This window comes from Pseudomonas sp. OF001, assembly GCF_904426495.1.
In the GTDB taxonomy this organism is placed as follows: Bacteria; Pseudomonadota; Gammaproteobacteria; order Pseudomonadales; family Pseudomonadaceae; genus Geopseudomonas.
This window is the reverse complement of sequence record NZ_CAJGBM010000015.1, coordinates 42,730-59,565: the sequence shown is the minus strand read 5'-3', so window position 1 is coordinate 59,565 and position 16,836 is coordinate 42,730. Positions and strand designations below refer to the sequence as shown.

The 16,836-nt window shown below is 63.3% G+C and carries 6 protein-coding genes; 4 read left to right on the top strand and 2 right to left on the bottom strand.

Annotated features, from left to right (window positions below):
• Positions 1–2 precede the first annotated feature (2 nt).
• Both mmsB and RA210_RS11215 read right to left on the bottom strand, forming a co-directional pair.
• Positions 3–893 carry a 3-hydroxyisobutyrate dehydrogenase gene (gene mmsB / locus RA210_RS11220; RefSeq protein WP_201486489.1) on the bottom strand — a complete coding sequence of 297 codons (891 nt, stop codon included), beginning with the start codon at positions 891–893 and terminating at the stop codon, positions 3–5.
• A 64-nt stretch (positions 894–957) separates the two neighbouring features.
• Positions 958–2,466, bottom strand: coding sequence for a CoA-acylating methylmalonate-semialdehyde dehydrogenase (locus tag RA210_RS11215; protein WP_201486488.1), 1,509 nt, complete (start codon positions 2,464–2,466; stop codon positions 958–960).
• A gap of 174 nt (positions 2,467–2,640) precedes the next feature.
• Here RA210_RS11215 and RA210_RS11210 point away from each other — a divergent pair, with 174 nt between their 5' ends.
• From RA210_RS11210 to RA210_RS22080, 4 genes are all read left to right on the top strand, one after another.
• Complete coding sequence (locus RA210_RS11210) at positions 2,641–3,534, top strand: LysR family transcriptional regulator (protein WP_201486487.1); 894 nt, start codon at positions 2,641–2,643, stop codon at positions 3,532–3,534.
• Positions 3,535–3,690: 156 nt separating this feature from the next.
• Complete coding sequence (locus RA210_RS11205; RefSeq protein WP_201486486.1) at positions 3,691–5,898, top strand: peptidase domain-containing ABC transporter; 2,208 nt, start codon at positions 3,691–3,693, stop codon at positions 5,896–5,898.
• Positions 5,898–6,209, top strand: coding sequence for a hypothetical protein (locus tag RA210_RS11200; RefSeq protein ID WP_136491819.1), 312 nt, complete (start codon positions 5,898–5,900; stop codon positions 6,207–6,209). The genes RA210_RS11205 and RA210_RS11200 overlap by 1 nt, the downstream gene beginning before the upstream one ends.
• Positions 6,206–16,789 carry a putative Ig domain-containing protein gene (locus RA210_RS22080; RefSeq protein ID WP_236574716.1) on the top strand — a complete coding sequence of 3,528 codons (10,584 nt, stop codon included), beginning with the start codon at positions 6,206–6,208 and terminating at the stop codon, positions 16,787–16,789. The genes RA210_RS11200 and RA210_RS22080 overlap by 4 nt, the downstream gene beginning before the upstream one ends.
• The last annotated feature ends 47 nt before the right edge of the window (positions 16,790–16,836 follow it).

Genomic DNA, 16,836 nt, shown 5'->3' with positions numbered 1-16,836 from the left:
GCTCAGGCGTCCTTGCGGTACAGGTTGATGATCGCCGAGAAGTCCAGCTGGCCGTTGCCCTGGGCGCTGAAGGTCTGGTAGAGCTGCTGGGCGAGGGCGCCGAGCAGCACCGGCTGGCGCACCTGCTTGGCCGCCTCGCTGGCCAAGCCGAGGTCCTTGAGCATCAGGTCGGTGCCGAAGCCGCCTTCGTAGCCGCGCGAGGCCGGCACGTTGTCCATCACGCCGGGGAAGGGGTTGTAGGTGTCGGAACTCCAGCAGCGTCCGCTGGAGGTGTTGATGATGCCGGCGAGCACCTTGGGATCGACGCCGAGGGCCACGCCGAGGCTCATCGCCTCGGCGACGCCGATCATCGAGATGCCCAGCAGCATGTTGTTGGCCACCTTGGCGGCCTGGCCGTTGCCGTGGCCGCCGCAGTGGACGATGTTCTTGCCCATCGCCGCCAGCACCGGCTGGGCGCGGTCGAAGTCGGCATCGCTGCCGCCGACCATGAAGGTCAGGGTGCCGGCCGCGGCGCCGCCGGTGCCGCCGGAGACCGGCGCGTCGAGCATCGGGTTGCCGTGCTTTTCCGCAGCGGCGGCCACCTCGCGAGCGCTCTGCGGGTCGATGGTGGAGGAGTCGATCAGCAGCACGCCGGGGCGCACGTTGGCGAGCAGGCCGTCGTCGCCGAGGTAGACCGCCTTCACGTGGGCCGCTGCCGGCAGCATGGTGATGATCAGTTCGACCTCTGCGCGGGCCACGCCGCCCGCCGAGTCGGCGGCCTGGGCGCCGGCCTCGACCAGTGATGCGATGGCGGCCGGCACCGGGTCGAAGACGGTCAGCCGGTGGCCGGCCTTGAGCAGGTTGCGCGCCATCGGGGCGCCCATGTGGCCGAGTCCGAGAAAGCCGATATGCATGGTGAGTCCTCTTCTTGTTGTTCCTGGCGTGGCGGCCGGCGCGCGCGGCGCCGGCCGTCGCGGCTCACTTCAGGGTGATGGTGGTGTTGACGTGGCCGACCTCGTCCTCGTCGAACCAGCGTGCGGTGACCGTCTTGGTCTGGGTGTAGAACTGCACCACCTGCTTGCCGTACGGGCCGAGGTCGCCGAGCTTGGAGCCGCGCGAGCCGGTGAAGGAGAACAGCGGCACCGGCACCGGGATCGGCACGTTGATACCGACCTGGCCGACGTCGATCTCTTCCTGGAAGTGGCGGGCCGCGGCGCCGGAGCGGGTGAAGATGGCCGTGCCGTTGCCGTTGGGGTTGGCGTTGATGATCTCGATGGCTTCGTCCATGGTCGCCGCCTGCATCACGCAGAGCACCGGGCCGAAGATCTCTTCCTGGTAGATGGTCATGTCGGCGCGCACGCCGGCGAACACGGTCGGGGCGACGAAGTTGCCGTCGGCGTAGCCCGGCACCTGCGGGTTGCGGCCGTCGAGCAGCAGCTCGGCGCCTTCCTCCACGCCGCGGGCGATCAGGCCGTTGATGCGCTCCAGGGCGGCGCGCGAGATCACCGGGCCGACGTCGGTACCCGGCTCGGTGCCGCCGTTGACCTTGAGGGTCTTGGCCTTCTCGACCAGCTCCGGCAGCCAGGCCTGCGCCTCGCCGACCAGGATCACCACCGACAGTGCCATGCAGCGCTGGCCGGCCGCGCCGAAACAGGAGCCGACCAGGTTGGCCAGGGTCTGCTGCTTGTGGGCGTCGGGCAGGACGATGGCGTGGTTCTTGGCGCCCATCATGCACTGCGCGCGCTTGCCGCTGAGCGAGGCACGGTTGTAGACGTGGGTGCCAACCTTGGTGGAGCCGACGAAGGACACCGCCTTGATGTCCGGGTGGTCGCACAAGAGGTTCACCGCGTCGGCGCCGCCGTGGATCACGTTGAGCACGCCCGCCGGGATGCCGGCCTGCAGCGCCAGTTCGGCCAGGCGCATGGTGACCATCGGGTCCTGCTCGGAGGGCTTTAGGACGAAGGTGTTGCCGGTGGCGATGGCCATCGGGAACATCCACAGCGGGATCATCGCCGGGAAGTTGAACGGGGTGATGCCGGCGCACACGCCCAGCGGCTGGTTGAGGGTGTAGGTGTCGACGCCGCCGGCGACGTTGTTGGCCAGCTCGCCGAGCTGCAGGCTGCCGATGTTGGCGGCGTGCTCGACCACCTCCAGGCCGCGGAACACGTCGCCCTCGGCATCCGGCAGGGTCTTGCCCTGTTCGGCGGTGAGGATCGCCGCCAGCTCCTTCATGTTCTCGCGGATTAGCTGCTGGTACTTGAGGAAGATGCGGGCGCGGGCGCCGATCGGGGTCTTGCGCCAGGTCTTGAAGGCGGCCTTGGCGCTGGCCACGGCGGCGTTCATTTCTTCCTGGGTGGCGAAGGGTACGCGGGCCAGCACTTCCTGGGTGGCCGGGTTGACGACGTCGCGCCACTCGGTGGTTTTCGATTCGACGAACTCGCCATTGATCAGCAGCTTGACGGTGGGGATGGAGCGGGTAGCGGTCATGTTCACCTCGCCTCGAAGGCTTTCCTTGTAGTTGTTGTGGCCGGTGATGCTGGCTCTGGGAACCAAGCTAGCAGTGGAAAATTGCCGTTGGTAGCCGGGCGATTTGCACAAGCGCTCTGCAAATCTGCACAATGGCGCCGAAACGCCCGTGCCTGGGCACTCCGGGAGCCACCGATGGACTGGGACAACCTGCGCTATTTCCTCGAACTGTCGCGCGCTGGCACGCTGACCGCGGCGGCGCGGCGCCTGGGCGTCGACCACACCACGGTGGCGCGCCGGGTGCAGGCGCTGGAGAAGCAGTTCGGCCAGCCGCTGTTCATCCGCGGCGGCACCGGCTACAGCCTGGCCGAGGCCGGGCGGCGCCTGCTGGCGCAGGCCGAGGCGATGGAAAGCGCCTTCCTCGCCATCGAGCAGCCGGGGGAGGGCGGGCCGGACACCCTGTCCGGCTCGGTGCGCATCGGCGCCACCGAGGGCTACGGCGTCGCCCTGCTGGCCGGGCAGCTGGCGGGCCTCGGCCAGCGCTACCCGCACCTGGGCATCGACCTGCTGGCGGTACCGCGCACCGTGCATCTGGCGCGTCACGAGGCGGACATCGTCATCACCCTGGAGCGCCCGGAGCGCGGGCCGTACATCATCACCCGGCTCACCGACTACGTGCTGCGCCTGTACGGCTCGCGCGACTATCTGGCTCGCCATCCGCCGATCCGCCGCCGCGAGGACCTGCGCCAGCACCGCTTCGTCAGCTACATCGAGGACCTGCTGTACAGCAAGGAGCTGTACTACCTGGACGAGATCGGCCGCCCCGGCCAGGTCGCCCTGCGCAGCACCAGCATCCTCGCCCAGCAGAATGCGGTGCTGGCCGATGCCGGGCTGGCGATCCTGCCGAGCTTCACCGCGCGCCGCGAGCCGAAGCTGGTCGAGGTACTGGCCGACGACATCGAGTTCGTGCGCACCTTCTGGATGCTGATGCCGGCGGAGAACAAGGACCTGGCGCGCATGCGGGTGTGCTGGGATTTTTTGCGCGAGATGGCGGCGGACAACCTCGACCTGATGATGGGGCGGGGCTGAGCGGCCATGCCTCTGGGGGCTCGGTCCGGCCGTTGCCTCTCGGGCAGCGCTGCACATATGCGACTCATGTCGCCACATTTGCTCTTGAGATGCCCCACACTCATAAGAGCAAATGATGCGTTTGTCGTTGTCTGACGACCTACAAGGACAAATAATATGCAGGGAGCACCGCAGGATGCGGTTGTCTATTCGCAAGGACTGCTCGATACAGCTTCGGCTCTGTGGCTACTGGGCAGTCTAGCCAGCTTTTACCGCCGCCCTTTCGACGCTGCCCTGGTGCTGCAGCGCTTTGCGCCGCCGTTTGATTTCCCTGCCATAGTTGAGGCACTGGAGGCGCTGGGGCTCAAGGCCGGGCTGTTCGACTGGCCCGAGGACGACTGGTCAAGCCTGCCGCTGCCGGCGGTGGTGTTCCTGCCGGAGGCAGAAGCCGACCCGCAGTCCATCGCCACTACTCCAGAATCCGCCCCGACTGGAGCCATTTCCAGTCTGTCGCCGGCGCTGATCGTCAAACACGGCGACCATACGCTGGCATGGGTGCGCCCCGGCCAGACCAGCCCCGAACCACTATCCGCCGAAGCCGCCGGCACACAGTGCCTGCCGCTGATGTTACTGGTGGCTGAAGCTGAACCGCCGGTCAGCGAATCTACTAGCGAATCGAGTGTCCGGCAGCAGGAAAGCCGCGAGTCACGCAAACCCTTCGGCTTCTCCTGGTTCGTCCCCGAACTGCTACGTCACAAGACCATTTGGCGGGATGTGCTGCTCGCCAGCCTGGCCATCCAGCTCGTCGGTTTGGCCACACCCCTGTTCACCCAAGTCATCATCGACAAGGTCATCGCCCATCATTCGGAAAGCACCCTCATCGTGCTGGGTGTCGCCCTAGTAGTGTTCATGCTCTTTACCAGCGGCATGACCTGGCTGCGCCAGTATCTGCTGTTGCACACCGGCAGCCGCATTGACGCGGTGTTGGGCGACAAGGTGCTGCGCCACTTGCTGCACCTGCCGCTGCCGTATTTCGAGGCTCGGCCTACCGGCACCTTGGTCGCTCGCTTGCACGGCGTGGAGCAGTTGCGCGAATTCATCTCCGGCGCGGCGGTGAGCCTGGTGCTCGACCTGCCCTTCCTGGTCGTCTTCCTCGCTGTGATGTTCGCCTATAGCTGGCAGCTCACACTGATCGCCGTCGGCATCATGACGCTGATCGTCACGGCTAGCTTGTTCATGGTGCCGATTTTCCGCGAACGGCTCGACAAGCAATTCCTGCTCGGCGCACGCAACCAGGCTTTCCTGACCGAATACTTGGCCGGCATGGCCACGGTGAAGTCCCTGCAGCTGGAGCCGGACGTGGGCAAGCGCTACGGCACCTATCTGGCCCAGTATCTGTCTGCGGGCTTCGCCACCAAGCAGGTCGGCAACACCTACAATGTCGTCGCCAATGGGCTGGAGCAGGTGATGACGCTGTCCATCCTAATCGTTGGCGCCTGGTTGGTGATGCAGACCGATGGGATGACCGTGGGCATGCTGGTCGCTTTCCAGATGTTCGCCAGCCGCATGAGCCAGCCGCTGCTGCGCCTGGTCGGCCTGTGGCAGGAATTCCAGCAGGCCAGCATTTCCGTCAAGCGCTTGGGCGACATCCTGGACATGCCGCAGGAGCCCTTCACCCTCACGCCACAGCGAGCGGCTGGCGGTGAAGGCCGGATCGACATCCGCGACGTGGGTTTCCGTTACTCCGAGCAACACCCCTGGCTGTACCGCAACCTGAGCCTTGCCATCCCCACAGGCAAGCTCACCGTGCTGATGGGCCCCAGCGGCTGCGGCAAGAGCACGCTGGCGAAACTGATGCAGGGCTTCTACTGGCCGCAGGAAGGGCAGATCACGCTGGATGGGCGCGAGATCCGGCAACTGGCGGCCAACGAACTGCGCGCCACCTTCGGCGTGGTACCGCAGGAGACGGTGCTGTTCTCCGGCACGGTGTACGACAACCTGATCATGGCCCACCCGCATGCGGGCTTTGAGGACGTGATCGCTGCGTGCCGGGCCGCCGAGATTCACGACGTGATCGAAAAGCTGCCGCAGGGCTACCAGACCGAAATCGGTGAGCGCGGCACAGGGCTATCGGGCGGCCAGCGTCAGCGTGTTGCGATTGCCCGCGCGCTTTTGAAGCGCCCCAAGGTGCTGATTTTCGATGAGGCGATTTCCAATCTCGACCAACAGACCGCTGAGTACTTCGCTCAAACCATCAATCGGCTCAAGGGCAAGGTGACGATGATATTTATTACCCACCAAGTGCCCAGGGGGCTGCAAGTGGATGGGGTGGTGAATATGGGGCGTCAGAGCATGCACGTAAGTTTGGTGCAGGAAGAGATTTGATGGATTGGATATCTAACAAGGTTCGCTCGTTGCTTCACGTCAGGCTGGTGCGATTTATTTTTCTTGAGATAGTAGCCATGCTTGCTAGTGTCTTTTTGGTTTTCGCTGTTGGCGGATTTTTTGCCTCCATAGCTGGTTATATTTATGACAGTACTCATGTCATGCCAGATCCTGTAGCTAGAGGGGACGATATTGGCTCTGGATTGATTATGGTTATGGCAGCGCTCGGGTCGTTGTTGTTTTCTCTGCCGGGGGTTGTGCTGGTTCATTTGTATGTTTTCAAGCGCTTTTTTGAGGAGCTTAAAAAGTGAATGATAACTATGGTTTTGCTGGCGCAGTTCCACCGGGGGTGAGCGTTGCTAATAACGTTTTTCAGGCAAATCAGTATCAGGCTACTCATACGCCTAAGGAAACATTTGATTGGTTTTATGAGCGTGTTAGGAATAATAAGGATGGGCATTTGCCGCCAAGTCAGTCCATGGATTATAAGCAGCTTGAGCCGAAGTCGAAATATGCGGATTTTGGAAATTTCAATTACGGAGCCGTTGGGCGTGCGCTAGGTATCCCGGATGCTGTTCTAGAGTATGGTGCTGGGTGGGCTCAGGGAAAGGCAGATGGATTATCCAATGCAGAGTCAATTGCTCGGTCATTGCTTGATCACAGAAACAAGGGGGACAATCCGGGTGATCAACAAATGATCAGGGATGGAATTGATGCGGCTCGCAGTAGAGGGTTCACAGGTAAAGATTTTGACATTGCGGAATACCTAGAAAAAATTACTCTCGACACCCTGCTCGACCTGATCAAGAGCCTCAACGGCCTCGGCAAAGACATCAAAGACTTGTGGGATCGCGCCAAAAACTGGGACTGGCCCCGTGACCCCATAATCCTCGACTTAGACGGTAATGGCTTTGAAACCGTTAGCCTTGCCTCCAACATCTATTTCGACCATGACGGCGACGGCGTGCTCACCAAAACCGGCTGGGTCGGGCCGAATGACACATTGCTGGTCTGGGACCGGAACGCCAACGGCAGCATCGAGTCCGGCGCTGAGCTCTTCGGCGACTTCACGCCCTTGCCCAACGGCACCTTAGCACCCAATGGCTTTACCGCTCTGGCCGCGCTGGATGCCAACGGCGACGGCATCCTCGATGCCAGCGACCCCGCCTTTACCAGCCTCAAACTCTGGCGTGACGTTTCGCAAGACGGTCAGACCGGCATGGGCGAAATGATCTCGCTGGCGGATGCCGGGATCGTCAGCCTGCACCTAGCCAACACCCTCAAGAACCAAGGGTTCGCCAACGGCAACCAGCTCACCCGCGAAGGCAGCTTCACTCGAGCCGACGGTTCTACGGGCGGCATGGGAGAGTTCCGCCTGGCTACCGACACCTTTTCCACCAAGTTTGCCAACGAGATCGAAGTCCCCGAGTCCATCAAGAGTCTGCCCACCATGGGTGGGGCCGGCAACGTACGCGAACTGCAACAAGCCGCTGCCCAGTCCAGCAGTGTGGCGGGCGTGCTGGCGCAGTTCCAGTCGGCCCCCGCCCGCTCCGAACAGAAGGCCCTTCTCGATCGGATGATCACCGCCTGGGCCGACACCTCAGGCATGGCCAGGAGCCTCGAAGAGCGCGCCGCCGGCAAATATCGCATCGTCTACGAGGCCTTTGGCAACGAGAGGCGCAGCAGCAGTATCGACACCGTGACCTTCGCTGCGATCTCCTCCGGCAGCGTGGGCAGTGGTGCCGGTGGTGCTGCGCTGATGAGCGACTTCGGCGGAATGTACCTCTCTGATCGCTACCGCGACCTCATCAGTGAGTGGAGCCGCAAGCTGCACGTGCTCGAAGCCTTCAACGGCCAGTACTTCTTCAACCTGCCGGAGAAGAAGAGCCAAACCGATGGGGCCAGCTGGGGACTGGCCATCTCGGCGGGATCGGGTGGTGGCGGAAGCAGTGGTGGCGCTGCGATGGCCATCGAAGCCTTCCCGACCATGCGCGTGAATTTCTCGCAGACCCAGCTCGACCTGCTGCAGCAGGCCTACGACAGCCTGAAGGAAAGCGTTTACGCCAGCCTGGTGATGCAGACGCGCTTGAAGCCCTACCTCGATCAGATCGAACTCGTCATCGACGACAGCGGCCTGCGGCTCGACGCCACCCAACTCAATCAAGCCCTCGCAGCCAAGAAAGCCGCCGATCCGGAGAACTACCTGGGCGACCTGCTCGATCTGGACCGCTACGCCACTGGTTTCCTCTCCGGCACCAACTGGCAGGGCCTGGCCGACTTCGACAGCCTCATCGACACCCTGCCGCAGACGACGGGCATCACGGCTTTGCTCAACGAGTTCAAAGTGCGTACGCTGACCAGTGGCGATGACGTGACGGGACTCACCGACAAGGCCGACATCGTGCTGGCGGGCGACGGAAAGGACACACTCTACGGCTACAACGGCAACGACCGCCTGTTCGGCCAAGGCGGAGATGACCGCATTTATGGCGGTGCGGGCGACGACCTGATCTCCGGTGGTGCGGGCAACGATGTGCTGGCGGGTGAATCTGGGGCCGACACCTACGTCTTCGGGCGTGGGTATGGCAACGACACCGTCAGCGACTACGCCGAGAACGGCGTGCAACGCGACACCGTACGTCTGCTGGGGCTCAATCCAGCAGACGTTCAGGTCACGGCAGACTACGCCGACAACCTCGTCTTCACCATTGTCGATACCGGTGAGACGCTGTCCGTGCCGCTCGGCGGCTACTGGTGGGGCCAGAATGGCGTTGGCCAGTACGTCTTCGACGACGGCACGGTGTGGAGCCACGATGATGCTCTGCGCGCCACCGTGTCCGCGACCACTGAGCGCGACGACACCATCTACGGCTCGTCTGCCGGAGACAGGATCACCGGCCAGTCGGGCAACGATACGCTGATCGGCAATGGTGGGAATGACGTCATCGACGGTGGCGCGGGCAATGACCTCCTGATCGGCTCCAGCGGCTGGAACTGGATTTACGAGAACGGCAGCTATCGCGTCGAGCGCAATACCACGCCGCAAGTCTCCCCCAACGACAACGACACCTACCTCTTCGGCCGGGGCGACGGGCAAGACACGGTGATTGACGGTGATTACACCTCCGGCAACACCGACACCTTGCGCTTCAGGGAAGGAGTGGCGCCTGCGGACGTGAAGCTCATCCGCAGCGGCAACGATCTGGTGCTGGCGATACGCGGCAGCAGCGATCAGGTGACGCTCAAGCAGTATTTCGACGTAGCCTGGAATGGCGTCAATGGTCCCTACCTAATCGAGCGCATTGCCTTTTCCGACGGCACAGTGCTGTCCTATGCCAACGTGCAAGCCATTCTCTTTGCCGGTAGCGAAGAGGCGGAAACCATCATCGGCTCGCGGGTAGCGGATGTGCTGACCGGCCAGGGCGGCGATGACGTGCTGCTCGGCGGCGCGGGCAGGGACATCCTGGACGGCGGTGCAGGCAACGATGTGTTGCGCGGCGGGGGTGCCATTGGTTGGGGGAATCAGGTCTACGAATCGTTCGACGAGGGCGACACTTACCGCTTCGGCCGTGGCGATGGAAACGACTCAATCATTGAGGACTCTTGGCAGCAAGGCGAGACCGACCGCATCGAACTCAAGACGGGTGTGCTGCCCTCCGATGTACGGCTGGAGCGGGTGCGCACGGTCAACGGCTGGCAGGTCAGCGACGACCTGAAGATCACGATTCGCGACACCGGCGAGACGCTCGTCGTCAAGAACCACTTCAATGAGAGCAACCGCTATGCGGTGGAAGAGATTGCCTTTGCCGACGGCACGCTATGGGATGCAGAGACAATCAAGTCCCGCAGCCTGCTGGGCGAAGCAGGAAATGATGAGCTGCGCGGCTTCAACGGTTGCGATGATGTATTGGTGGGCGGCGCTGGCAACGACTTGTTGGAAGGCGGCTCAGGCTCCGACACCTACCACTTCGGCTTGGGGGACGGTCAGGACGTGATCACTGACGGCTACACCGCTGGCACGGACACGGTGGAGTTGACCGCAGGTGTCACGCCTCTTGACGTGACCGTGCGCTGGACCCTGCAAGGCGACATGGCTGTCACGCTGCCCGATGGCAGCAAACTCACCGTGCGCGGTCAGGCAGATACCTGGTCTACCGAGCGAGGGATCGAACAACTGCACTTTGCCGACGGCACGGTTTGGGATCGCTCCGAGCTGGCATCCCGGGCTCTTGCAGCCACTACCGGGGACGACGCCATCGTTGGCGGCTACCAGAACGACACGCTTGACGGCGGCAGCGGCAACGACCAGTTCCAGGACCTGGGCGGTTATGACATCTATCGCTTCGGCACTGGCGATGGCCAGGACACTATTGCCGACAACTATGGCAGTGTGCTGTTCAAGTCCGGTATCGGCCAGAACGACGTGAGCTTTACCCGCGACGGCAACGACCTGATTGCCACCGTCGCCGCGTCGAGTGACGTGGTGCGCATCAAGGATTGGTTGAACAGTTGGCAGCGCATCGACCGTTTCGACTTTGACAACGGTGCTCGCTTGAACGTCAATGACGTGCTGGCCAAGCTCAACGTCAGCGAAGGCTCGGAAATCCTCTACGGTTCGCCGGGCGAAGATGCGCTGACCGGCACCGAGAAGGACAGCACGCTCTGTGGTCGCGAAAGCAACGACGTGCTCACTGGCGGTGCGGGCAGTGATCAGATCTTCGGCGAAGCCGGTGATGACACGCTGGATGGCGGCGCAGACCGGGATTGGCTCTACGGCGGCGAAGGCAACAACAGCTACCGCGTTGCCGTGGGCATGGGGCTGGACAACGCGGTGGGCGCAAGCCTGGCGGTGGCCAACGACACCGTGGTGTTTGCACCGGGCATCCGACCCGAGAATGTGTCGGTGCAGTTGGGGGATGCGAGCTGGAGTGGCCAGGCGGGTGATGTCGGCTACTACAACCTGGTCATTGGCATCGGTGGCAACGACGCGCTGGTCGTTCGCTCCGACAACTGGGACGACCTTGGGCGCGGAGCGCTGCAGCATTTCCGCTTCGACGATGGCACCGACTGGACGCTGGCCGACGTGATCGCTCGGGTCGATGGCGGCAAGATGGGCTGGCAGCAGCGCTATTGGGGCGACTCAACCAATATTGTCGGCAGCCAGGCTGACGATGACATTTACGACTACACCGGCCAGTCGGTCACCGTGCAGGCGCGCGGCAACAACGACAACGTCTACCTGGAGGCCGGCAATGACCGGGTGTCTGCTGGCAGCGGCGACGACAATGTTTACTCCGGCACGGGCGAGGATCTGGTTGCCGGAGAACCAGGCAACGACAACATCAATACCGGCGCGGGCGACGATGTGGTTGTCTTCAACCACGGCGATGGCAAAGATACGCTACGCACTAGCGAGGGCACGGACACTCTGTCCTTCGGTGCCACGTTGACGCCGACGATGCTTTCCGCAGCATTGGATCACGACGGACGGGTGGTGTTACTGCTGGATGCAGGCGCAGGCGGCTCGATCATGCTCGACAACACGCGCATCAACGATCTGCCTGGCGATCTGGAGCGCATCCAGTTCATCGACGCGGATGGCAAGACGCGTGTATTCGACCTTGCGGGCTGGCTGCAGGCCCATGCGGGTGCCTTGCTGTCGGCAACGGCCGATGCGCCGCTGGCCTTTGACGGCGCGGGCTTCGAGCTAACCGGCACAGTGGCTCCGGCGGGTGGTATGGGGGCGGTGGCCTATGCGCAGTCCGGCGATCTGTTTGCTTCTGCCAACTTCGCCAACAACACCTCGACCGACGGCGATGACGTGCTTTACGGCACGCCTAATGTCGACCCGCTGGACGCGGGTGCGGGCAACGACATTGCGCTGGGTCTGGCCGGGGACGATGTCATCCTCGGCGGTGACGGCAACGACCTGATCCACGGCGGCGATGGCGATGACGTGCTGGAGGGTAATGCCGGAAACGATGTGATCTACGGCGGCTGGGGTGCGGATCAACTCACCGGCGGCACCGGCAATGACCAACTCTTCGGCGAATGGGATGGCGACACCTACGTGTATCAACCCGGCCACGGCGAAGTGACCATTGACGACGACCATCGCGTGCTCAACTGGGGCTACGGCGATGGTGAAGGCGGTTACGGCGGTGAAATGCCTGCGCTTGCTGCTATGTCGTCCGGTTATGGTGGCGAATGGGATGGAGGTGACGGTGGCTATGGCGGCGGTTGGGACGGCGGTGAGGGCGGCTACGGAGGCACCATCATCGACGATGCGCCCAACATTCTCACCTTCGGCCCCGGCATCCGGCCCGAAGACCTGCGCTATTCAGAGCGTAACGGCGATCTTGTAATCGAGTTCGCCAACCAGCCTGGCGACCGGGTGATCCTGAGGGGCTATGAGCCGAATCGAGCCACGCAGACCCGCTCGGTGGACATCATCCGCTTCGCCGATGGCACTGAGATCGTGGCCGAGAACATCGAACCCACGGGCAAGACCGAAATGGCCGGTGATGAAGGCGGTTGGCTCGACGATACGCCGTTTGCCGACACGCTGATCGGCGGCGACGGCGACGACACGCTTAATGGCCAAGGCGGCGGAGACAGGTTGGTAGGTAGTGCAGGCTCGGACACCTACCGTATTCACAAGGAGTGGGGCACTCGCCCAACCGAGACGCTCATTGCCGAGACCTGGCGCGAGCAGGACACGAACCGCATCGAGATCACTGGCGAAATCAACTCTGACGACCTGCGCCTGGAGTTCGACGGACGCGACCTGTTGCTGCGCTTGACCGAAGATGGCGATGCCATCCGTTTTGCGGGGTTCGACCCACGCGCAGAGGGCATGCAAGCGCCGGTTTCGGAAATCAGCATGCCCTGGTGGGATACCAGTCTGTCATTCGACGACTTGCTCTCGCGCGGCGTCCGCATCATCGGCACACCCAGCGACGACGTGCTCACCGGCACGGCGCTGGCCGACTGGATTGAGGGCCGCGAGTCCGACGATACGATGAGCGGCGGCGCAGGCGGCGATCTTTACCTCATCGACGCCGATGCGAGCAGCGACACCATCATCGACAGCGAAAACGGCGATGCGCCCAATACGCTGGTGCTGCCTGAGGGTACGACCCTCGATGACGTTCGCCTGTCTTACGACGCCGAGGGCTTTCTGATCCTCGATCTCGACAACACAGGCAACCGCATTCGTCTCTCAGGTTTCGATCCGGAAAACCCGCGTGGATCACGCGCCGTGGAGCGTTTCCGCTTTGGTATCGACGGCGACGAGATCGGCTACGAGGAATTGCTTGCACGTGGTTTCGACATCGTCGGCACGGAGGAAAGCGACGCACTCAAGGGAACTACACTCACGGATCGTGTCTGGGGCGGCGACGGCAACGACCTGTTTGAAGCCACCCCGGGCGGCGACTGGCTGGCGGGCGAAGGCGGCAACGACACCTATGTGGTGAAGCTGGGCGACGGCATCGTCACCATCGATGACGTAGCTGAACAAGATGTCGGTAACGTGCTGCGCTTCGGCCCCGGCATCGATCCGAACGATTTGCGCAACAACCTGCGCTTCGAGACGGGCGGCAACGGCGGCCACGTCCTGCTCATCCCCTATGGTGCCGGCGGTGACATGGTGCGCCTGACAGGTTTCAACCCGCAGGACGTACTCGGCAGCCACGCCATCGAACGCTTCGAGTTCGCCGACGGCACGGCGGTGGATTACGCCACCTTGGTGTCTTGGACTTTCGTGGTCGAGGGCGGCAACGCGGGTAACGTCCTCGAGGGTAGCAACGTCGGCGACCGCCTCTACGGCTACGACGGCGACGACGTGATGGAGTCGGGCGACGGCGAGGATGTGCTCACCGGTGGTTTGGGCAACGATGTCCTGCGCGGTGGCGCCCAGCGTGACGCCTATGTAGTGAATCTGGGCGATGGCGAGGACGTGATCGAGGATGATCTCGATGCGGGAATCGGCAACGTGCTCACCTTCGGCGAAGGCATCGCCCGCGAGGACGTGCGGCTGGAAGTGGATGGCGACGACTTGCTCATCCATTACGGCGCCAATGGCGATGTGGTACGCGTAAGCAACTACGCTCCAGAAGGCACTGACGGTGGCACGGTGATCGACAGCTTCGAGTTTGCAGATGGCACCGCCGTCACGTTGCGCGAGTTCATGAACCGCGCACCGGAAGTGGCCAATCCCATCGACGATCAAATCGCGCTGGAAGATGCAGCCTTCAACTTGGTGCTGCCAGACGACCTGTTCATCGACGCCGATGGCGACGACGTTCTGACGCGGGTCATGGTCTCTGGTTACACGACGCTGCCGGACTGGCTGCAGTACGACGCCGCCACGCGTACCCTGTCCGGCACGCCGGACAACGGCGACGTAGGCGAGTTCGACATCATCGTGCAAGGCATAGACACGCTGGGGGCATCGAGTCTGCACAGCTTCCACGTCACGGTACAAAACACCAACGACGCGCCCGAAGTCGGCAGGCCCTGGTCCGACCTGCGCTCCCTGGAAGATAGCGACTTCAGCTTCACGCTATCCGCTGGCAGCTTCAGTGACGTCGACGTGGGCGATGTGCTCACCTACACGGCCACGCTGGCAAACGGCGATCTGCTTCCCGATTGGCTCACATTCGATTCGCAGACCGGCACCTTCTCCGGTACTCCGGTGAATGGTGATGTAGATGCGCTGCAACTCACCGTGACCGCAACCGATCTGGCGGCCGCATCGGCCAGCCAGACATTCGGGCTGGAGGTGACCAACACGAACGACGCCCCGGCCATCGGCGCTGCGCTGGCCACGCAGACCGCGACCGAAGACGCTGCTTTCACTTTCACCCTGCCGACGGACGCCTTTGTCGATGCCGATCTGGGTGACCGCCTGAGCTACTCGGCCATGCTGGCCGATGGTTCTGTGCTGCCTGCCTGGCTTCAACTGGATGCGGTAACCGGTACCTTCAGCGGCACGCCCGGCAACGACAACGTCGGTGCGGTGGAGATTCGCGTGACGGCCACCGATTTGATCGGCGCCAGCGTCAGCCAGTCGTTCAGCCTCACGGTAGCCAACACCAACGACGTGCCGGAAGTCGCCGTCGCACTGGCCGACCAGCAGGCGACCGAGGATGCACCGTTTGCCTTCGCCGTGCCGCTGGATGCCTTCCGCGACGTGGATGCGGGCGACACGCTCATGCTCTCGGCCACCCAAACCGATGGCTCCGCGCTGCCGACCTGGCTGCGTTTTGATGCGGCAACGCGCACCTTTAGCGGCACCCCGCTCAACGGCGATGTGGGCAGTATTTCCGTGCGCTTGACGGCCTCTGACGTGGTTGGCGCTCTGGCTAGCCAGACGTTCGCCATCGGCGTGACCAACGTCAACGACGCGCCCGAGGTTGGCACGTTGCTCGCCAACCAGACCGGACGCGCGGGCACGGCACTGAGCTGGCAACTGCCCGCAACGGCCTTCGTCGATGTCGATGCAGGAGATGTGCTGACTTACTCGGCCACCTTGTCCGACGGCAGCGCACTGCCCGACTGGCTCGCATTCGACGCGGCTACTGGCACCTTCAGCGGCACTCCGGCCTCGGCAGGAAACTATGCCCTGCGGGTCACCGCCACCGACCTCGCTGGCGCACAGGCCAGCCAGAGCTTCGCCCTGGCGGTCGAATCCGGCGGCGGCAACCAGGCACCGGTCACGGCACCCGATGCGGCAAACGTGATCGAGGATCGCAAGCTGCTGGCCTGGGGCAATGTGCTGTCCAATGACCGCGATCCGGAAGGCGAGCGCCTGCGCGTCGCCGATCCGGGTATCCGCCGAGGTGAATACGGCGTGCTGACGCTACTATCCAACGGTACCTATGCCTATGTGCTTGATGATTGCTCCAGTAAGGTGCAAGGCTTGGGCGTAGGCGAGACGGCTACGGAGACTTTCAACTATCTGGCCAGTGACGGCACCCAACACAGCGACGGCGCATTGACGGTGACCGTGCAGGGCTCCAACGATACGCCCGATCTGGTGCGCCGCCTGAGTGATGTACAACTTGCCAAGGGCAAGGCGTTCTCGTGGCAAATGCCCGCAGGCAGTTTTAAAGATACCGATCGCAACGATACGCTGAGCTACACGGCGACCCTTTCTAACGGCAAGGCGCTGCCCACCTGGCTCAAGTTCGACGCCGCCACGCAGACCTTCAGCGGCACAGCTCCGGCCAATGCCAAGAGCAGCATCGATGTGCGCGTCACCACTAGCGATGGCCATGGCGAGTGCTCGACTGCCTCGGATGACTTCACGGTGAGTTTTGGCAACAAGACTGTGGTGCCGACCGCCACCAAGGGCAACGAGGGTGTGGGCAACGGCGCAGATGCGCCTCCACCCGGGCACAGCGGCAACATCAACGACGGTGCGAGCGCCTCGCCGGGCCAGCCAGGTCGCAAGCACGGATCGGAGCGCGGTGACGACGATGATGATCCGCTGGGGCGTTTCCTCGACGGCTTCAGGCGCGATGAAAAGTCCGACCAGTCGCACCATTCGACCTTGCCCGCACTGGATCGCCGCTGGTTCGCGCAATGGGGCGAGCAGCAGCAAGCGTCCGAGCAGGCTGCTCAGGGCCAGGCCAACCACGACGTGGAGCGCCACTGGGCGGAACTGACGCATGCTCTGAACCGACTCGACGCCGAGCGGCAGAGCGCACCGGCCTGGAGCCACGCCAACCAGGGCTCTGATCTGTCTGGCTTGGCTGGCTGGATGCAAGGCGGTGCCCACGGTGCACGCGGCGGCGTCGATGCTGTGTCGCTGACCTGCGGCACGGGCACTCAGCTCAAGGGCTTTTCCGGCATCAAGGAAGGCGTGGGCAAGCTGTCATGGTAAGCCGTCACCCGTGCCGATGGCGCGCGTCCTGATCGCGTGGGAACTGG

Excerpts from the sequence above, each read along its gene's own strand:
- RA210_RS11215 (WP_201486488.1), bottom strand. The coding sequence starts at position 2,466 with ATGACCGCTACCCGCTCCATCCCCACCGTCAAGCTGCTGATCAATGGC.
- RA210_RS11200 (WP_136491819.1), top strand. The coding sequence starts at position 5,898 with ATGGATTGGATATCTAACAAGGTTCGCTCGTTGCTTCACGTCAGGCTG.
- mmsB (WP_201486489.1), bottom strand. The coding sequence starts at position 893 with ATGCATATCGGCTTTCTCGGACTCGGCCACATGGGCGCCCCGATGGCG.
- RA210_RS11210 (WP_201486487.1), top strand. The coding sequence starts at position 2,641 with ATGGACTGGGACAACCTGCGCTATTTCCTCGAACTGTCGCGCGCTGGC.
- RA210_RS11205 (WP_201486486.1), top strand. The coding sequence starts at position 3,691 with ATGCAGGGAGCACCGCAGGATGCGGTTGTCTATTCGCAAGGACTGCTC.